The organism is Allobosea sp. (assembly GCF_035944895.1).
Classification (GTDB): domain Bacteria; phylum Pseudomonadota; class Alphaproteobacteria; order Rhizobiales; family Beijerinckiaceae; genus Allobosea.
This window is the reverse complement of record NZ_DASZAT010000012.1, coordinates 201,876-218,872: the sequence shown is the minus strand read 5'-3', so window position 1 is coordinate 218,872 and position 16,997 is coordinate 201,876. Positions and strand designations below refer to the sequence as shown.

At 68.0% G+C, this 16,997-nt stretch carries 19 protein-coding genes; 7 read left to right on the top strand and 12 right to left on the bottom strand.

All coding sequences use genetic code 11. From position 1 onward, the window contains the following. Nucleotides 1-52 precede the first annotated feature (52 nt). Nucleotides 53-790 (top strand): SIMPL domain-containing protein, encoded by a 738-nt coding sequence (locus VGV58_RS23180; protein ID WP_326876415.1) that lies wholly within the window; start codon nt 53-55, stop codon nt 788-790. A gap of 11 nt (nt 791-801) precedes the next feature. Here VGV58_RS23180 and VGV58_RS23175 read toward each other — a convergent pair whose 3' ends face one another. Next, nucleotides 802-1,647, bottom strand: a complete 846-nt coding sequence (locus VGV58_RS23175; protein ID WP_326876414.1) for an aldo/keto reductase — start codon at nt 1,645-1,647, stop codon at nt 802-804. 109 nt (nt 1,648-1,756) lie between these two features. On the opposite strand from VGV58_RS23175, the gene VGV58_RS23170 reads away from it, so the two are divergent. Then, the gene (locus VGV58_RS23170) at nt 1,757-2,587 is read left to right on the top strand and encodes a dienelactone hydrolase family protein (RefSeq protein WP_326876413.1); all 831 of its coding nucleotides are present in this window, start codon (nt 1,757-1,759) and stop codon (nt 2,585-2,587) included. A gap of 5 nt (nt 2,588-2,592) precedes the next feature. Here the strand turns inward: VGV58_RS23170 and VGV58_RS23165 are convergent, their stop codons facing one another. The 7 genes from VGV58_RS23165 to VGV58_RS23135 all read right to left on the bottom strand — a co-directional run bounded on the left by VGV58_RS23165 (nt 2,593) and on the right by VGV58_RS23135 (nt 8,788). After that, on the bottom strand, nt 2,593-3,006 hold the full coding sequence (locus VGV58_RS23165) for a hypothetical protein (protein ID WP_326876412.1): 414 nt from the start codon (nt 3,004-3,006) through the stop codon (nt 2,593-2,595). 22 nt (nt 3,007-3,028) lie between these two features. Next, nucleotides 3,029-4,351 (bottom strand): bifunctional folylpolyglutamate synthase/dihydrofolate synthase, encoded by a 1,323-nt coding sequence (locus VGV58_RS23160; protein ID WP_326876411.1) that lies wholly within the window; start codon nt 4,349-4,351, stop codon nt 3,029-3,031. A 32-nt stretch (nt 4,352-4,383) separates the two neighbouring features. Beyond that, nucleotides 4,384-5,283 (bottom strand): acetyl-CoA carboxylase, carboxyltransferase subunit beta, encoded by a 900-nt coding sequence (accD, locus tag VGV58_RS23155; RefSeq protein WP_326876410.1) that lies wholly within the window; start codon nt 5,281-5,283, stop codon nt 4,384-4,386. Nucleotides 5,284-5,373: 90 nt separating this feature from the next. Further along, complete coding sequence (gene trpA, locus VGV58_RS23150; RefSeq protein ID WP_326876409.1) at nt 5,374-6,219, bottom strand: tryptophan synthase subunit alpha; 846 nt, start codon at nt 6,217-6,219, stop codon at nt 5,374-5,376. Nucleotides 6,220-6,278: 59 nt separating this feature from the next. Continuing rightward, complete coding sequence (locus tag VGV58_RS23145; protein ID WP_326876408.1) at nt 6,279-6,665, bottom strand: DUF488 domain-containing protein; 387 nt, start codon at nt 6,663-6,665, stop codon at nt 6,279-6,281. 72 nt (nt 6,666-6,737) lie between these two features. Continuing rightward, nucleotides 6,738-7,673, bottom strand: coding sequence for an acetamidase/formamidase family protein (locus VGV58_RS23140; RefSeq protein ID WP_326876407.1), 936 nt, complete (start codon nt 7,671-7,673; stop codon nt 6,738-6,740). A 20-nt stretch (nt 7,674-7,693) separates the two neighbouring features. After that, nucleotides 7,694-8,788 (bottom strand): DMT family transporter, encoded by a 1,095-nt coding sequence (locus VGV58_RS23135; protein WP_326876406.1) that lies wholly within the window; start codon nt 8,786-8,788, stop codon nt 7,694-7,696. Nucleotides 8,789-9,041: 253 nt separating this feature from the next. Between VGV58_RS23135 and VGV58_RS23130 the strand changes: the two genes are divergently transcribed. Then, nucleotides 9,042-10,136, top strand: a complete 1,095-nt coding sequence (locus tag VGV58_RS23130; RefSeq protein WP_326876405.1) for an AbrB family transcriptional regulator — start codon at nt 9,042-9,044, stop codon at nt 10,134-10,136. Between the two features lie 6 nt (nt 10,137-10,142). Here VGV58_RS23130 and VGV58_RS23125 read toward each other — a convergent pair whose 3' ends face one another. Together VGV58_RS23125 and VGV58_RS23120 are read right to left on the bottom strand one after the other, a co-directional pair. Further along, a complete protein-coding gene (locus VGV58_RS23125) occupies nt 10,143-11,021 on the bottom strand; it encodes a WecB/TagA/CpsF family glycosyltransferase (protein WP_326876404.1) in 879 nt (292 codons plus the stop codon). 115 nt (nt 11,022-11,136) lie between these two features. Beyond that, nucleotides 11,137-11,298 (bottom strand): hypothetical protein, encoded by a 162-nt coding sequence (locus tag VGV58_RS23120; protein ID WP_326876403.1) that lies wholly within the window; start codon nt 11,296-11,298, stop codon nt 11,137-11,139. A gap of 1 nt (nt 11,299) precedes the next feature. Here VGV58_RS23120 and VGV58_RS23115 point away from each other — a divergent pair, with 1 nt between their 5' ends. From VGV58_RS23115 to VGV58_RS23105, 3 genes are all read left to right on the top strand, one after another. Continuing rightward, nucleotides 11,300-12,754 (top strand): undecaprenyl-phosphate glucose phosphotransferase, encoded by a 1,455-nt coding sequence (locus tag VGV58_RS23115; protein WP_326876402.1) that lies wholly within the window; start codon nt 11,300-11,302, stop codon nt 12,752-12,754. Between the two features lie 95 nt (nt 12,755-12,849). Beyond that, the gene (locus tag VGV58_RS23110; RefSeq protein ID WP_326876401.1) at nt 12,850-13,596 is read left to right on the top strand and encodes an SDR family NAD(P)-dependent oxidoreductase; all 747 of its coding nucleotides are present in this window, start codon (nt 12,850-12,852) and stop codon (nt 13,594-13,596) included. Nucleotides 13,597-13,665: 69 nt separating this feature from the next. Beyond that, nucleotides 13,666-14,925, top strand: a complete 1,260-nt coding sequence (locus VGV58_RS23105; RefSeq protein WP_326876400.1) for an allantoate amidohydrolase — start codon at nt 13,666-13,668, stop codon at nt 14,923-14,925. 3 nt (nt 14,926-14,928) lie between these two features. Here the strand turns inward: VGV58_RS23105 and VGV58_RS23100 are convergent, their stop codons facing one another. Then, nucleotides 14,929-15,837, bottom strand: coding sequence for a protein-methionine-sulfoxide reductase heme-binding subunit MsrQ (locus VGV58_RS23100; protein WP_326876399.1), 909 nt, complete (start codon nt 15,835-15,837; stop codon nt 14,929-14,931). 125 nt (nt 15,838-15,962) lie between these two features. On the opposite strand from VGV58_RS23100, the gene VGV58_RS23095 reads away from it, so the two are divergent. Then, the gene (locus VGV58_RS23095) at nt 15,963-16,574 is read left to right on the top strand and encodes an HAD family hydrolase (protein WP_326876398.1); all 612 of its coding nucleotides are present in this window, start codon (nt 15,963-15,965) and stop codon (nt 16,572-16,574) included. Nucleotides 16,575-16,636: 62 nt separating this feature from the next. On the opposite strand, the gene VGV58_RS23090 is transcribed toward VGV58_RS23095, so the two are convergent. Then, complete coding sequence (locus VGV58_RS23090; protein ID WP_326876397.1) at nt 16,637-16,951, bottom strand: hypothetical protein; 315 nt, start codon at nt 16,949-16,951, stop codon at nt 16,637-16,639. Between the last annotated feature and the right edge of the window lie 46 nt (nt 16,952-16,997).

Below are 16,997 nucleotides of genomic sequence, written 5' to 3'. Positions count from 1 at the left end.
CGCCGCGGAAGCGGCGCACGCTTTCGCGGACTGTTCCCAGCGAAGGACGATCATGTCGAAGACCAAGAAGGCCCTCATCATTGCCGCGCTCGCGGCCCTCTCCGCCCCGGTCCAGGCCCAGACTCCGGGCCCGCTCGCACCGGCGGAAGGCATCGTGATCCAGACCACCGGCGAGGTCAGGGTGAAGCCCGATCTCGCCACCGTCCATGCCGGCGTGGTCAGCGAGGGCAAGACCGCGGCCGAAGCGCTGACGAAGAACACTCCGGCGCTGGCCAAGCTGATCGAGGCGGTGAAGGCCGCCGGCGTCGCCCAGGGCGATCTCTCGACCTCGCAGATCGCGCTATCGCCGCGGATGACGCAGCCTTCGGCTTCGTCCTCGCCGCAGGCGCGCGCACCGAAGATCGACGGTTATGAGGCCCGCACCGGCATCACCGTGATCGTCCGCGACCTCGCCAAGGCCGGCCCGCTGATCGACGCGCTGGTCGCCGCCGGCGCCAACGACATGTCCGGCATCAGCTTCGGCCTCGCCGACGAGGGCAAGGCCAAGGACCAGGCCCGCGACAAGGCGGCGGAAGCGGCGCGCGGGCGTGCCGAGATCTATGCCAAGCGCCTCGGCGTCAAGGTCGGCGAGCTCGTCTCGATCGTCGAGGCGGAAGCCGAGCCGCCGGTGCGACCAATGGGCGATGTCCGGGCCTACCGCATGGCGGCTGCCGGCGCGCCGATGCAGGTCGAGCCGGGCGAGGTCACCGTCAGCGCCGCGCTGCGCACGGTCTGGCGCATCGAGAAGTAAGCCGAAGGCAATTATAGCATCGGCAGCCCGCGCGGTTTCGGACCGCGCGGGAACGCTGCGTCGAGCCGGGCGATGTCCTCGGCATTGAGTTCGAGCGCGAGCGCGCCGGCGTTGTCCTGCGCATGGCTGGCCCTTGCCGCCTTCGGGATCGCGAAGACGCTGGAATTGCGCGTCAGGAAGGCGAGTGCCACTTGCCGTGGGCTCGCGCCATGGGCTGCAGCGATCTCGGCCAGCGCCTTGCCCTGCGCCGAGCCTCCTTCCGGGAAATCATCCTGCCCGAACGGGCTGTAGGCGGTCACCGCGACGCCATTCTTCTCGCACCACGGGATCACCGCATGCTCGATCGCCCGTTCGCGCAGGTGGTAGAGCACCTGGTTGCAGGCGATCTGGCCGGGGCCGGCAACCCGCAGCGCCTCGTCGAGATCGGCGACGTCGAAATTGCTGACGCCCCGGGACAGGATCTTGCCCTCGGCCTTGAGCTCTTCGAACGCCGCGAAGGTCTCCGCCAGCGGGTATGAGCCGCGCCAGTGCAGCAGATAGCAGTCGAGCCGGTCGGTCCGGAGCCGGCGCAGTGACTGCTCGCAGGCCCTGCGCGTCCCAGCCCGGGAAGCGTTGTGCGGCAGCACCTTCGAGACCAGGAAGACCTCGTCGCGCCGCCCGGCGAGCGCCTCGCCGGTGATCTCCTCGGCGCGGCCATCGGCATACATCTCGGCCGTGTCGATATGGGAGAGGCCGAGATCGAGCCCGCGCCGCAGCGCCGCGATCGCTTCGCTGCGCGGGGCGCGCTCGATGTTCCAGGTGCCCTGGCCGATTCGCGAGACCGCGGGGCCGCCCTTGCCGAATGCTGGTGTCGTCATGGGCACGATCCTAGCGGTGCCGTTCCGGCAAGGCCATGGCGGCGAGCGTCCTTGTCGTCATCAGCGGAAGCTGCGATTCAAGGGAAACGTCTCAGCTGGGGAGCTGGTCATGCGCAAGGTCGTCGCAGCGCTGGCTTTCGCCGGCTTGGCTCTCCAGCTCGCCGTCGCCGCGGCGGCCGAAACGGTCGAAGCCCTGCAGGCGCGCATCGATGACCGCCAGATTGCCGTCTACCTGCATCGGCCGGCGGGATCAGGGCCCTTCCCCGTGCTGGTGCTGTCCCATGGCAGCCCGCGCGATGCCGCAGGGCGGGCGGAGTTCGGCAAGGGCACGCTCGCCGCGGTCGCGCGCCATTTCACCGCGCGTGGCGTCATGGTCGCGGTGCCGATCCGGCGCGGCTATGGCGCGGAAGGCGGCGGCTGGGCCGAAGGCTACGGCGCCTGCGACCGGGCTGAGTTCCATCGCGCCGGCTTGAACAGCGCCCGCGACATCCGTGCGGCGCTCGATGCGGTGTTGTCCCGGCCGGATGCCGATGGCCGCCGCGTCGTCCTGATGGGCGTGTCGGCCGGTGGCTGGGGCTCGATCGCCGCCGCCTCGCAATCCGTCCCCGGCCTGCTCGGCGTCGTCAACTTCGCCGGGGGACGCGGCTCGCAGAAGGCTGGCGAAGTCTGCTCGCCGGATGCGTTGGTTGCCGCCGCTGGCCGTTATGGTAGCGGCTCACGCGTGCCGCAGCTCTGGTTCTACAGCAGCAATGACCGCTTCTTCGGCCCGGAGATCGCCGGCCGGCTCCACCGCGCCTTCCAGGAGGCGGGCGGCCGGGCGGAGTTCGTCGCAGTGCCGCCCTTCGGTGAGGACGGGCATCGCTATATCCGCGCGATCGGCCAGTGGCAGGGCCGGGTCGATGGCTTCCTGGCGACGGTCGGCTTCACCGGCCACCGCTAGGGGCCTCAGCGGACATCCACCTCATAGCGGCCATGGCGGATCTCGCCATCGGAATAGCGCACGCGCACTTCGAAGCTGTCCCGGCCGCGATAGTCTGGGGCGGAGGTGTATTCGAAGGCGAGCGCCTTGCCGACCTTGCCGTCGCAATGCTGGTAGGCGCCGGGGCCGTAGACGGCCGTTGCCTTGCGCGTCAGCATCCGAACGCTGCCATGCTGCGGCTTCTGCGTCAGCACGGCGGTCGGCCGCTTCACCTGCCGGCAACGCGTGTCCATGGTCATGTAGGTCTGCTGCATGAAGGTCGGCTCGCCGGCCACCGCACGGTCAATGCCGTCGGCACTCCTGTCGCCCGACGTCACGCAGCCGCCGAGCGCGCCGCAGATCAGGATGAGGCCGAGCGTCGTCAATTCGGAGATCGGCATGGCGCTTCTCGTCACGTGCGGGTCAAACCGGCGGCGTGCCGTTGGCCGCCAGCACCTCGCCGGCGAGGTAGAGCGAGCCGCAGATCAGGATGCGCGGCGGCGCCGGCCAGTTTCGTGACGCGATCTCCCGCAGCGCCTGCTCCACCGAGCCGGCGACCTCGGCCTTCAAACCCGCCTCGCGCGCCAGGGTCGCGACCTCGTCGGCCGTGCGCGCCGCCAGTTGGTTCTGCATGGACACGGCGAACAGCACCTGCGCCAGCCCCTTGAAATGGCCGAGCGTGGCGCGCGCATCCTTGGTCGCGAGCAGGCCGGCGATCATCACGAGCGGGGCCGGATTCTTCTCCTCGAGATCGGCCATGGCCTGGGCGAGAACGCGCCCGCCATCGGGATTGTGACCGCCGTCGAGCCAGAGCTCGGCGCCGGCAGGCGCGAGTTCGGCGAGCCTGCCGCGCGCCAGCCTTTGCAGGCGGGCTGGCCATTCCGCCTCGGTCATCCCGCGCTCGAAGGCGGTTGCCGGCAGGCCGCCATAGCCGGCGGCGCGCAGGGCCGCGATCGCGGTGCCGGCATTGATGTGCTGGTGGCGCCCGGCGAGGCGCGGCAAGGGCAGGTCGAGCAGGCCGTCGGCATCCTCATAGACCAGCCGGCCGCCATCCTCGTGGACGTTGAAGTCCTGCATGCCGACCAGGAGCTTCGAGGCGCCGACGCGCTCGGCCGCGGCTTCCAGCACCGCGGTCGGCTCCGGCTCCTGCGGAGCGATCACCGCCGGCGCGCCGCGCTTGAAGATGCCGGCCTTCTCGCCTGCGATCTTGGTGACGGTGTCGCCGAGATATTCGGAATGATCGAGCGAGACCGGGGTCACCACCGTGCAGGCGGGATGGTCGATCACATTCGTGGTGTCGTAGCGACCGCCGAGCCCGACTTCGAGCAGCACGACATCGGCCTTGTGCTCGGAAAAGAGCAGCAGCGCAGCCGAGGTGGTGATTTCGAAGAAGGTGATGGAATCGCCGGCATTGGCCTTCTCGCAGCGCTCCAGCGCCTCGACCAGGACGGCTTCGTCGACGAAGCGGCCGCCGCCCGGCCGGCCGAGCCGGATGCGCTCGTGGAAGCGCACCAGATGCGGCGAGGTGTAGACATGGACGCAGAGGCCGGCAGCTTCGAGGATCGCCCGCATGAAGGCGATGGTCGAGCCCTTGCCGTTGGTGCCGGCGACATGGATCACCGGCGGCAGCTTCTTCTGCGGATCCCCCAGCCGCTCGAGCAGGCGCAGGATGCGCCCGAGCGAGAGGTCGATCAGCTTGGGATGCAGCGCGAGGAAGCGCGCCAGCAAGAGGTCGGATGTGCTCATGCGGACACCGGCCTCCCGGCCGGGGGAGGTGATCAGGCGGCGCTGGCCGGCAGCGGCTCGGGTTCGGGGGCGTTGGCGGCCGGCAGCGGCTGCTTGGTGAAGAACCGGCCGAGCCGCGCCAGCGTCGCCGGAATGTCGTGGCGGTGGACGACCATGTCGACCATGCCGTGCTCTTTCAGATATTCGGCGCGCTGGAAGCCATCAGGCAGTTTTTCGCGGATCGTCTGCTCGATCACGCGCGGCCCGGCGAAGCCGATCAGGGCGCCCGGCTCGGCGATATGCACGTCACCCAGCATGGCGTAGGAGGCCGTGATGCCGCCGGTCGTCGGGTCGGTGAGCACCACGAAATAGGGCAGCTTCGCCGCCTTCAAACGCCGCACGGCCACGGTCGTGCGCGGCATCTGCATCAGGGACAGAATACCTTCCTGCATGCGCATGCCGCCGCCGCAGGCGAACACGACCAGAGGCGTCTTCTTCTCCAGCGCCGTCTCGGCGGCCTTGATGAAGGCCTCGCCCGCGGACATGCCGAGCGAGCCGGCCATGAAGTGGAAATCCTGGACCGCGACCGTCATCGGCAGGCCCTGGACGCGGCCATAGCCGACCTTGATGGAGTCGGCTGCACCGGTCTTGGCGCGGGCGTCCTTGATCCGGTCGGTATAGCGCTTCTCGTCGCGGAACTTGAGCGGATCGGCGACCGCCTCGGGCAGGGCGACGTCGATCCACTTGCCTTCGTCGAAGGTCAGCCGCAGCCGGTCCTGCGCGGTGACGCGCATGTGGTGGTCGGAGCCGGGGATGACGAAGCCATTGGCCTCGACGTCCTTGTGGAAGACCATCTGCCCGGAATCCGGGCACTTGATCCAGAGATTCTCCGGGGTCTCGCGCTTGAACAGCGTCTTGATGCGCGGGCGGACGACTTCGGAAATCCAGTTCATCGGATCATCCTTGAATTACGCGGGAACCGGATACGATCGGATCGCCTCGATCCGATCGGTGAATCCGTCTCTCGTTTCCAGTCAGGCGGCTCAGGCCGCCTTGGCGACCGAGCGGACGCCGGCCGCGAGCTCGGCGACCAGCGAGGTGACAGCCGAAACCGTCTTTTCCGTGGCCTTGCCGTCGGCATCGAGCGAGAGCCGGACGCGCTCGACCAGGGCCGAGCCGACGACGACGCCGTCGGCGCCCCTGGCGATCGCGATCGCATCAGCCGGCGTCTTGACGCCGAAGCCGACCGCGACCGGCAGCTTTGTGTGCTGCTTGATCCGGGCGACCGCCGCGCCGACCGCGTCGTAATTGGCGATCGCGCCGCCGGTCACGCCGGTCATCGAGACATAATAGACGAAGCCGGAGGTGTTCTGCAGCACGCGCGGCAGGCGCTTGTCGTCGGTGGTCGGCGTCGCCAGGCGGATGAAGCTGACGCCGGCAGCGAGCGCCGGCAGGCAGAGTTCCGCGTCTTCCTCGGGCGGCAGGTCGACGACGATCAGCCCGTCGATCCCGGCGGAGCGGGCGTCCTTGAGGAAGGCGTCGACGCCATAGGCCCAGATCGGGTTGTAATAGCCCATCAGCACGATCGGCGTGTCGTGCCCGGCCTTGCGGAAGGCCGTGACCATGGCGAGCGTCTTGCGCAGGGTCTGCCCGGCCTTGAGCGCGCGCTGGCCGGCGAGCTGGACCGGCACGCCGTCCGCCATCGGATCGGTGAAGGGCACGCCGAGCTCGATGATGTCGGCGCCGGCCGCCGGCAAGGCGTTCAGGATCGCGCTGCCGGTGTCGAAATCGGGATCGCCGGCGGTGACATAGGTCACCAGCGCGGCGCGGCCAGCCGCGGCGCAGGCGGCAAAGCGGGCTTGGATGCGGGCTTGTCCAGTCTCGGTCATGCCGGAGCGGTTAGCATGGCTGCGCCCGGCTGGCGAGAGGGCGTAGCTGCTCGGAAGGATCAGGCGAACCGGGCGCCGCGGTCGGCCAGCAGCGCCCGCAACACCGAGCGATGGCAGTGCGCCTCGTTCTCGCAATAGCAGCCGACCGAGAAGTCGCTGCCATGCGACAGTGTCGCCAGCAGGTCGAGTGCGTGGCGCGGTGCCGGCTCGGCCATCTCTGCCTTGAAGGCGCGGGTGAAGCCGGCCCAGTCCTTCTCGCTTTCGGCGGCCTTGGCCTGCGCCATCAATTCGGGCGTCGGCGACAGCACCGGGAACCAGACGTCGAACCAGTTCTCGCTGGCATAGCGTTCCTTCGGCACGCCACGCGGCACGCGCCGGACCGTGCCGATGCGCGTGCCTTCGCCGGGATCGCGCTCGCTGCCGAGACGGACGATGCGAACACTCATGCGCCTATCCTTTCATCGCTGACAGCCGGCGCGAATCCGGCCCGCATGCGGAGCATTGCCCGAGCGAGACCGCTACGCCACCAGACTCTTGGGCAGCATGCAGTGGATGCCTTTGGAGCCGTTGACGGTCTGGGTCACCCTGAGATCCGCGGCGAGGCTGCAGAGCATATAGGCCTCGTCCCGCGTCAGCTTCGTCCTGGAGGTGATCAGGTCGATCATCTCGCGCAGCGCGTTCTGCGCACAGACGTCGAGGTCGGGGTCGATGCCCATGGTGATGTGGTGGCTCTTCGTCTCCGCCCGCGGCATGGCGAAGGAGAGATCCTCGCGCAGGTGGAACTCGAAGGTGCCCTCCAGCGCCGTCTCGATCGCGGTGATGCAGACCTCGCCATCGCCTTGCGCGCCATGGCCGTCGCCGCAGGAGAACAGCGCGCCCTCGACGAAGACGGGCAGATAGAGCGTCGCGCCGGCGCCGAGTTCCTTGTTGTCGATATTGCCGCCGAAGGCGCGGGGGATCAGCGAGGTTACGCGACCCCAATGCGCCGGCGGCGCCGTGCCCATCACGCCGAAGAACGGCGCCAGCGGCAGCTCCATGCCCCAGGGCAGGTGGGCGACGTTCCGCTCGCGGTCTAGATCGATGTAGCGGAAGGCGTGATAGTCGAATTCGTCCGGCAGCGTGCCGCCGAGCGGCCGGAACATGGTGTAGCCGTAATCGGTGCGCGGCTTCACGCTCCTGATCTGCACCTCCAGTACCTGGCCGGGCCTGGCACTCTTCACTGCGATCGGGCCGGTAAGGATATGGCCGGGCACCATGCGCTCGGCCTTTTCGTGGATCTCGTGGATCTCCGGCGGGATCGTCGCATTGCCCTCGGGCTGATGGGCGGGCCCGCCGGTGACGGTGCGGATGGTGACGCTGTCGCCGCTCTCGATCTCCAGCACCGGCTTCAGGCTGGCGTCGAAATAGCCCCAATGGCAGGTGGCGAGCGAAGCGTCGAGCTGGTGATGTGCCATGGTCGGGTCTCGTTGGTCGGTCAGGGCGGGGAGGACAGGTCGGAGCCGGGGCGGCCGCGGGCGTTGCGACGCATGGTGTAGAGCGTCGCGCCGATGACAATGGCGGCGCCGGCGAGCGTCGTCAGCGTCGGCACCTCCGCGAAAAAGACGAAACCGGTGAAAACAGACAGGATCAGGCGGCTGAAATCGAGCGGTGCCAGGGCGGCGGCTTCGCCGACCTGATAGGCCTTGGTGATCAGCCATTGCCCGGCCGTGCCGAACAGGCTGAGCAGCACCAGCCAGAACCATTGCTCAGGCGTAGGCCAGACCCACAGCGCCCAGGCCGGCCAGGCGAGTACGAGCATCAGGACGAGGCCCTGGTAGATCAGGATCGTCTCGGTGCGCTCGCTGGTGCCGAGGATGCGCACGCTGACGGTGATGCCGGCGCCGAACAGCGCCCCGCCCACCGACATCAGCGCCCAGACGTTCAAGCCCTCGCCCGAGGGATTGAGCATGATCAGCACGCCGACGAAGCCGATGACGGTCGCGATCCAGCGCGCCGCATCGACGCGCTCCTTCAGGATCAGCACGGCGGCGACAGTGACGAACAGCACCTGGCTGAAGCTGATCGCGGTCGCCTGGGCCAGCGGGATATGGATGAGCGCGCTGAAGCCGCACAGCATCGAGGCGAGCGTGATCAGGCCGCGGAAGATCTGCAGGCCCGGCCGGTCGGTCTTGAAGGCCAGAGGCAGGCTGCGGCCGGCGATGACGAAGACCACTGCGCTCATGATGATCTGGCGGATCATCAGCGTCTCGATCAGCGGAATCGCGGTGCCGATATATTTGAAGGCGCCGACCATCACCGCGTAAACCAGGAGCGCCGTGATCATGTAGACGGTGCCGCGCAGATTGGGGCTCGCCCCGCGCCACCACAGGCGCGTGCGGTTGCGGCGTGCGGCGAGCCAGCTCTCGCGGGAGGGGGCGGACAGAACCGGCGGCAATGGCCGCTCGGGCGGACGCGTTTCCGGAGGTTCCGGCGGACTGCCGTCCTCGTCCGTGGCAGCGGGCCGCGCTTCGGCCAGGCCGATGGCCTCGCTGCCGCGGCCGGTCGTGTCCGAAAGGCGGTCTTCGCTCATCGCTGCCCCGAGCCGGGCGGACGACGCCGACGGCCTGTCAGATATCTGCAGGATCGGACTGTCGCCGATTTTCTGCCCTTTCGTCAGCGGCTTGCAGGCATGGCAGGGTTGCCTGACGAGGTTGCCGCGATCCTCGCTCCGCCGCGAGGGCAAACCCGACATGCCGACAGCGCCCTGTCATCGCCATGCGAATGGCGTATAGCAGCGCCGTGGCATTGCCATGGATATGCGTCTCAGGGAGATGATCGGGACGATGCGGGATCTGCTAGGGGATGCGGTCAACGGCATAAAGGAGTTGTCGCCGCGACGTTTTCCCTGGCGTCGTTTCCTGTTCGCCCTCGCGCTCGGCACGATCGGCGGCTGGCTCTTTGCCTATTATCGCCTGCCATTGCCCTGGATGCTGGGCTCGATGGTGTTCTGCACCGTGGCGGCGATCGCTCGCGCCCCGGTGGCCGCGCCGTCGGTGATCCGCCCGCCCATGTCGGCGGTGATCGGCGTGATGCTCGGCTCCGGCTTCAAGCCGGAGATCATCGCGCAGATGCCGAACTGGCTGCCGACTATCGGCGGGCTCGTGCTGTTCATGGCCGCCTGCGGCCTGTGCTGCGTCACGTACTTTCGCCGCGTCGCCGGCTACGATCCCGTGACCGCCTTCTTCTCCGGCATGCCCGGCGGCCTCGTCGAGATGGTGATCACCGGCGAGGAGAAGGGCGGCGATGCCCGCACCATCGCGCTGATCCACTCCGCCCGCATCCTGCTGGTGGTGATGACGCTGCCCTTCATCGTGCAGTGGCTCGAAGGCGTCTCGCTCGGCATCAACCGCAATACCGGCCCGTCCATGTTCCAGACTTCGGCGCTGGGCTGGTTCTGGCTGGTCGCCAGTGCGATCGCCGGGGTGATGCTCGCCCATGCGCTGCGCATGCCGGCCAAGCAACTGCTCGGGCCGATGCTGGTCTCGGCCGTCGTGCATCTCGTTGGCTTCAGCGATTCCGTGCCGCCCTACGAGATCGTCAACGTCGCCCAGCTCATTCTCGGCGTCACCATCGGCTGCCGCTTCGTCGGCACGCCGCCGCAGGCGATCCTGCGCATCCTCCTGCTTTCGCTCGGCTCGACCGTGATCCTGGTGGTGCTGACGCTGGTCTTCGCCTTCCTGGTCGCGCATGTCTCCAGCCACAAGCCGGTGCCGCTGATCCTGGCCTATTCGCCGGGAGGGCTCGCCGAGATGAGCCTGATCGCGCTGGCGCTGCACACCGAGGTCGCCTTCGTCGCGGCCCACCACATCATCCGGGTCTTCCTGGTGATGATCGGCGCCGGCCCGCTCTTCGGCGTCATCGTCGGCAAGAAGCCCTGAAGGCGGTCAGGCGCTTCGCCGCGTCAGCTTCTGGCGCAGCACGCGCATCAGGAAGGCGGGGTTGCCGACGACATAGCGCCGCCAGAGCCGGCGCGGTTCCAGCCAGAGGCGGTAGGTCCATTCGATCCTGAGCGCCCGGAAGGCTTCGGGTGCTCGCGCCACCTCGCCGGCGAGGAAATCGAACAGCGCACCGATGCCGGCGGCGACCGCGCAATGGCGGGCATCGATATGGTCGGCGATCCACTGTTCCTGCCGCGGATTGCCGAAGGCGACCAGCAGGAGGTCGGGCCGCTCATGCGCGAGCCGCGCCAGCAGGGCGGCCTCCTCGCCCGGTCCGAAATAGCCGTGGCTCAGCACCGAGAAACGATGCTGCGGATGGTCGGCCCGCAGTCTGGCCGCGGCACGGTCAGCGACGCCTGGCCGCCCACCGAGCAGCATCACGCGCAGCGGGCGCTTGCGGGCGGCGAGGATGGCCGGCGTGAAATCGGTGCCGTTGAGATTGGCGGGGAAGGGGGCGCCGTAGAGCAGGCGCGAGGCGATGTCGACGCCGATCCCGTCGGGCAGGATCAGGAAGCCGGCGAGACGCGCGCGCAAGGCGGAATCGCGTGCCGCGATGTTGACGAGGTTGGCGTTGCAATAGGCCAAATGGAGATGGCCGCCGCCGTCGAACGCGTGCTCGATCAGCGCGAGGGCCTCCTCGCGCGTCAGCGCCGCGACCGGGACGTCGGCGATGTCGCGGCGCGGCGGCTCGGGCGGAGCGGCGAGGGCAGCCGGACGCTGCGAGGGTTTGAAGAGTACGACGTTCATCTCGATCGCTGCTGGCGCACGCATCGCCATGCTGACGGCATAGGGCCTTGTCTTCGTTGCGTTTGCGGCCAGGGTCAAGCGGAACCCCGCCACAGGATGAACGCGGCCTTTCCCCGATCCCATAACTGATCTCGCCGGCCCGATAGCGCCTTGTCCCGCCGGTTGTCCCGTTATGAGACGCCTCGTGGTCTCGTTACGCTCGAAGGGGAATGGACAGGGTCGGTTCCAGCTTTTTTTCCTCGGTTTCGTCGACATGCCGCACCGGCATCACCCTTGCCACTTCGACCGGCAAGGCGGCCTCCGGCGCATCTCCTGTGCCGAATCCGGACTGCCTGCGACCGAGCGAGCGCGGCATGATGAGCGTCAACGACCTGGACTATGAAGTTGCAACAGTAGCCGACCAGCGCGCCAATGCGCTGCGCCACTGGATCGGGCTGATCACGGCGCTGGTCGATGCGGTGACCGTGGCGACTGTCGTCGCCGGTACTTCGATCGCCTATCACTTCGTCGCCTACCGCCATCTCGGCAACGACAAGGTCACCGTCGAGCTCGCCTCGATGATCGCCGCGATCTTCGTCTTCACCAATCTGATGCGCGGCCGCTACCGCCTGGAGAACTACCTCTCGACCAAGGGCCAGATCGCCTCGGCCTTCGCGGTCTGGAACCTGACGATGATCGCCTTCGTCGCCATCGTCTTCATGGCCAAGATCAACGACCAGTATTCGCGCGCGGTCGTGCTCGCCACCTATGTCGCCGGCGCCCCGCTGATCGCGCTCGCCCGCTCGGCGATCGTGCGCACCATCTCGATGGCCTCGAAGACCGGCCGCATCACCTCCGAGCGAGTCTTCCTGATCGGCCGCGAGAGCGAAGTGATGTCCTTCGTCTCGCGCCACCAGCCCTGGAACATCGGCTTCTCGATCGTCGACGTCGCCTTCCTGCGCAGCAACGATCCGCGCCGCATCAACGATCCGCAGGCGGCGCTCGCGGCCGACCTCGTCACGGCTTCGGCCCGCGCCCGCGACCTCAAGCCGGATGCCGTCTTCATCGCCCTGCCCTGGTCGGACCAGGAGACGATCGATGCCTGCATCGACGCCTTCATGAACCTGCCTGTCGCCATCCACCTGACGCCGGAGCGCGTCATGGATCGTTTCGACAACCCCCATATCGTCCGGATCGGCTCGCTCGCCTCGCTCAGGCTGACGCGCCCGGCGCTCTCCTTCGCCCAGATCATGTTCAAGCGCGTCTTCGACGTCCTCGCCGCGAGCGCCATCCTGATCGCCAGCCTGCCGGTGCTGCTGCTCGTCGCGCTCGCGATCAAGCTCGACTCGCAGGGGCCGGTCCTGTTCCTGCAGCGCCGCTATGGCTTCAACCAGGAGCCGTTCCGCATCTTCAAGTTCCGCACGATGACGACGACCGACGACGGCGAGGTGGTCAAGCAGGCGACGCGCAACGATCCGCGCATCACAAGGATCGGCGGCTTCCTGCGCCGCTACAATCTCGACGAGCTGCCGCAACTGCTCAACGTCATCGCCGGGCAGATGTCGCTGGTCGGTCCGCGCCCGCATGCGCTCGCCCATGACCGCGAGTTCCAGCGCAAGATCGCGCTCTATGCCAGGCGCCACAACGTCAAGCCCGGCATCACCGGCTGGGCCCAGGTCAACGGCCTGCGCGGCGAGACCGACACCGACGACAAGATGGCCCGCCGCATCGCCTATGATCACTGGTACATCGACAACTGGTCGTTCTGGCTCGACATCGGCATCATCCTGCGCACCGCGTTCAGCCCGCGCGCCTTCCGGAATGCTCGCTGAGCTGACGCAACCCTCCCCTCAGGCCATCGCGGCTTTGCGCTGGCCGGCTTTGCGCTAGAGTTCGAGCGCAAGTTCCAGGGAGGGATTCTGTTTCAATGAACCAAATCGATTTAAAGGGCCGCGTCGCGATCGTCACCGGCGGCGCGCAGGGGATCGGCCGGGCCGTTGCCGAGCGTCTCGCTGCCAGCGGCGCCAAGGTCGCGATCTGGGATCTCGACGGCAAGCTCGCCACCGAGGCGGCGGCGGCGATCGGCCCGGCCGCGAGCGGGCTCGCCATCGACGTGACCGACGCCAGGGCGGTGAATGCCGCGGCCGCCGAGCTCGAACAGCGCCATGGCAGCGTCGACATCCTCGTTACCAGCGCTGGCATCGCCGGGCCGAACCTGAAGACCTGGGAATACCCGCTCGACGAGTGGGCCAAGATCATGCGCCTCAATGTCGACGGCACCTTGCATTGCTGCCAGGCGGTGATCCCTGGCATGATCAAGCGCAATTACGGGCGACTCGTGCTGGTCGCCTCGATCGCCGGCAAGGAGGGCAACCCCAACGCCTCGGCCTATTCGGCCTCGAAGGCGGCGGTGATCGCGCTGACCAAGTCGCTCGGCAAGGAGCTGGCCCAGCAGGACATCGCGGTGAACTGCATCACCCCGGCCGCCGCTCGCACCCGGATCTTCGACCAGATGAGCGAGGAGCATATCGGCTACATGCTGGCCAAGATCCCGCGCGGGCGCTTCCTGCAGCCGGAGGAGGTTGCCTCCATGGTGGCCTTCCTCGCCTCGGCCGAGAACAGCTTCACCACCGGCGCGGTCTTCGACCTCTCGGGCGGGCGCGCGACGTACTAGTTCGCCAATCGATCCTGTCGCGCTAAAGCGGGCTGGCCATGACCATGACCGGCCCGCTAGGTTGACCCGATGACCACGACCCTGCCTTCTCCCGCCGTGCTCGGCGCCCGTGCCTTCGCCACCCTTGCCGGCATCAACCGCTTCAGCGACGAGCCGGGCAAGCTGACCCGGCTCTATCTCTCGCCCTCGCACCGGCAAGGTGCGGAATACGTCAAGGGCGCGATGGAGGTTGCGGGGCTGACCGCCTTCATCGACGCGGCCGGCTCGGTGCAGGGGCGCCGCGAGGGGGCGAGCCCCGGCCTGCCGGCGGTGCTGATCGGCTCGCATATCGACACTGTCCGCGATGGCGGGCGCTTCGACGGCAATCTTGGCGTCGTCGCCGGCATCCTCGCGACGCAGGCCATTCGCGACGCCGGCATCACCCTGCCGTTTGCCCTCGAGGTTATCGCCTTCGGCGACGAGGAGACGGTGCGCTTCCCGACCTCGCTCTCGACCTCCTCGGCGCTGATCGGCCATTACGATCCGGCCTGGCTCGATTCGCGCGACGCCGACGGCGTCGTGCTGCGCGATGCGCTCGTTGCCTTTGGTGGCGATCCCGCCGGGATCGCGGCGCTCGCCCGCAAGCCGGGTTCGGTCAAGGCCTATCTCGAAGTCCATATCGAGCAGGGTCCGGTGCTCGAGGTCGAGAACGAGGCCGTCGGCATCGTCACCGCGATCAATGCCCAGAGCCGCGCTGCCGTGCGCGTCAGCGGCGAGGCCGGCCATGCCGGCACCGTGCCGATGAAACTGCGCAAGGATGCGCTGACCGCCGCCGCCGAGATGGCGCTGGCGCTGGAGGAGATCGCAGGCAGCCATGACCAGGCGGTCGGCACGGTCGGCGTCTTCCGGCCCGATCCCGGCGCGACGAACGTCGTGCCCGGCGCGGTCGATTTCACCATCGACTATCGCGCGCCTCTGGGCGAGACCGTCGCCAGCATGGGGCGACAGATCCAGCAGCGCTTCGGCGAGATCGCGGCGCGGCGCGGCGTCGGCCTGACCATCACGCCCTATTCGCGCGAGGATGCGACGCCGATGGCGGCGGAGTTGCAGGAGGCGCTCGCCACCGGCATCGCCCGCACCGGCTCGAATCTCTCGGCGCGGCGGTTGCCCTCCGGCGCAGGGCACGATGCCATGGCGATGGCGCGGCTCTGCCCATCGGCGATGCTGTTCGTGCGCTGCGAGAAGGGCATCAGCCATTCGCCGCTGGAGAACATGACAGAGCTCGACGCCGGCATCGCCATCCGCGTGCTGATCGAGACCGTGCTGGAACTGGCGCGGCGCGAGGGCTGAGATTCAGCCGCCGGCAGCTTCGGAGGCCATCGCCGGTCGGCGCTGGCCTCGCTCCGGCCTCGGTGCAGGCTTTCGGAAGAGATGCAGGACCGCAAGCGCGAGCCCGACAGCAGCGACCCAATGGCCGGGCCGCAGCGCCGTCCAGTCCTGATAGACGACGATGTCGGCATTGGCCTGGAAGATCAACCAGGCCGAGGCGCCGGTGGCGAAGGCGTACCAGGCCGTCTCGGCCAATGCGGTGGCGAGGCCGACGCCGAGCCCGGTCAGCGCCAGCGCGGCGAAGCTCAGCGGAACCTTGAACCGGTTGAGGCCGCGATAGGCCATCAGCAGCGCGAACAGCCCGGCCAGCAGCACCGGCTGGGTGACGTCGATCTTCGATTGCAGCGCGAAATGGAACAGGCCGAGGCAGGCGATCGGGTAGACGAGGTTGTGCAGGCGCTGCCACCGGCCGGAGCCGAGCCGGCGGATCATCCCGTCTGTCGAGGTGATGCCGAGCGCGACGAGACCGAGGAGCGCGGTGATGCCGACGACGAGATAGAAGCGCTTGACGATCTCGGAGAGGATCAGCCCCCAGTCGAAGGCGAGGTCGATGCAATAGAGCGCGAGATGGCCGAGCGCATAGGCCATGGCCGACAAGCCGAGCATGCGGCGGATGCCGATCAGCCTGTTCCAGTCGAGGATGCGGCGCAGCGGCGTCACCGCCAGCGTGATGACGAGGATGCGCAGGGCCCAGGTGCCGGTATCGTGCACGGCCTGCGTCCACGGCTTCGAGCCGAGCTGGTGCGTCCAGGCCTGGAAGGCGAGGATCAGCGCCGGGACGAGCACGAGCGCGAAGCAACCGGCGCGCAGGGCGGAGAAGCGCCCCTGCCGGTCATTCCATGGCCAATAGCTGCCTGTTCCCACTGAAGCCATGAACTGTGCCTTGTTGCCGAGCCCCAACGCGAATACGCCAGAATCGATGTGAAGGTTACGCTAGCCCGCACACAAGGGCGTGAGTCGCGTCGGCGCCGCCGCAAACGGAGTGGAGAAGCCTATTCATGCCTGCCAATCGCAAGGTCGTGTTCGATGTCGGCAATGTCCTGCTGCGCTGGGACCCCTTCCACCTTTATCGCGACCTGATCCCGGACGACGCCAAACGCGATTGGTTCCTCAAGAACGTCTGCACCGCCGCTTGGAATATCGAGCAGGATCGCGGTCGGCCCTGGTCGGAGGCTGTCGCGCTGCTGGTTGCGCAGCATCCGGAATGGGAGGCCGAGATCAGGGCTTATGACGAGCGCTGGCACGAGACGGTGCCATCGACGATCGAGGCCAGCGTCGCGACGCTTGCCGCGCTCAAGGCAAAGGGCGAGGCGGTCTACGCCATCACCAATTTCTCGCGCGAGAAATGGGCGGAGTGCCTGGTCCGCTTCCCGTTCCTGCAGAGCTTCGACGGCGTCATCGTCTCCGCGCATGAGCGGCTGCTCAAGCCCGATCCGGCGATCTACAACGTGCTGCTGGAGCGTTATGGGTTGATCGCCGGCGAGTGCATCTTCGTCGATGACAGCGCCAGGAACGTCGAGGCCGCCCGCGCGGTCGGCATGCAGGCAGTGCACTTCGTCGAGCCGATCGACCTCAGGGCCGAGTTGCGCGGCCTCGGCGCCAATCTCTGACATTCGGCTGCAACCGCGCGAGCTCACAAGGCTCGCGCGGCATGCCAGGCGATCACAGAGCGCTACCAGTAGCGGCGACGGTAATAATAGTACCGCGGCCGGTAATAGCGGCGGCGATAGTAATAGCGTGGTCGGTAATAATACCGGCGGCGGCGGCGCCAATAGCGCCTGCGCCAGCGCCGCCGACGGCGATAATAATACTGGGCGTAGTCGGCGTCGGCCTTGTCCAGCGCTTCCGCATCGACCTGTGGTGCAGGTTCAGGAAGCGGCGGCTCTACGGCTGGCTTCGGCTGCGGCGCCGCGAGCGCTGCAGTGCCGAGACTGCCGGCAGCGGCCAGGCCACCGATCAAGCTCGCGAGGAAAGAACGTCTGTCCACGATGCCATCCTCCCTTCGGTTGAGGGCTGACGGATCAACACCGTGG

Coding starts and splice junctions, on each gene's coding strand:
- VGV58_RS23130 (WP_326876405.1), top strand. CDS start 9,042: ATGCGGGATCTGCTAGGGGATGCGGTCAACGGCATAAAGGAGTTGTCG.
- VGV58_RS23135 (WP_326876406.1), bottom strand. CDS start 8,788: ATGAGCGAAGACCGCCTTTCGGACACGACCGGCCGCGGCAGCGAGGCC.
- VGV58_RS23115 (WP_326876402.1), top strand. CDS start 11,300: ATGAGCGTCAACGACCTGGACTATGAAGTTGCAACAGTAGCCGACCAG.
- VGV58_RS23160 (WP_326876411.1), bottom strand. CDS start 4,351: ATGAGCACATCCGACCTCTTGCTGGCGCGCTTCCTCGCGCTGCATCCC.
- VGV58_RS23120 (WP_326876403.1), bottom strand. CDS start 11,298: ATGCCGCGCTCGCTCGGTCGCAGGCAGTCCGGATTCGGCACAGGAGAT.
- VGV58_RS23105 (WP_326876400.1), top strand. CDS start 13,666: ATGACCACGACCCTGCCTTCTCCCGCCGTGCTCGGCGCCCGTGCCTTC.
- accD (WP_326876410.1), bottom strand. CDS start 5,283: ATGAACTGGATTTCCGAAGTCGTCCGCCCGCGCATCAAGACGCTGTTC.
- VGV58_RS23175 (WP_326876414.1), bottom strand. CDS start 1,647: ATGACGACACCAGCATTCGGCAAGGGCGGCCCCGCGGTCTCGCGAATC.
- VGV58_RS23100 (WP_326876399.1), bottom strand. CDS start 15,837: ATGGCTTCAGTGGGAACAGGCAGCTATTGGCCATGGAATGACCGGCAG.
- VGV58_RS23110 (WP_326876401.1), top strand. CDS start 12,850: ATGAACCAAATCGATTTAAAGGGCCGCGTCGCGATCGTCACCGGCGGC.
- VGV58_RS23140 (WP_326876407.1), bottom strand. CDS start 7,673: ATGGCACATCACCAGCTCGACGCTTCGCTCGCCACCTGCCATTGGGGC.
- VGV58_RS23165 (WP_326876412.1), bottom strand. CDS start 3,006: ATGCCGATCTCCGAATTGACGACGCTCGGCCTCATCCTGATCTGCGGC.
- VGV58_RS23170 (WP_326876413.1), top strand. CDS start 1,757: ATGCGCAAGGTCGTCGCAGCGCTGGCTTTCGCCGGCTTGGCTCTCCAG.
- trpA (WP_326876409.1), bottom strand. CDS start 6,219: ATGACCGAGACTGGACAAGCCCGCATCCAAGCCCGCTTTGCCGCCTGC.
- VGV58_RS23180 (WP_326876415.1), top strand. CDS start 53: ATGTCGAAGACCAAGAAGGCCCTCATCATTGCCGCGCTCGCGGCCCTC.
- VGV58_RS23145 (WP_326876408.1), bottom strand. CDS start 6,665: ATGAGTGTTCGCATCGTCCGTCTCGGCAGCGAGCGCGATCCCGGCGAA.
- VGV58_RS23095 (WP_326876398.1), top strand. CDS start 15,963: ATGCCTGCCAATCGCAAGGTCGTGTTCGATGTCGGCAATGTCCTGCTG.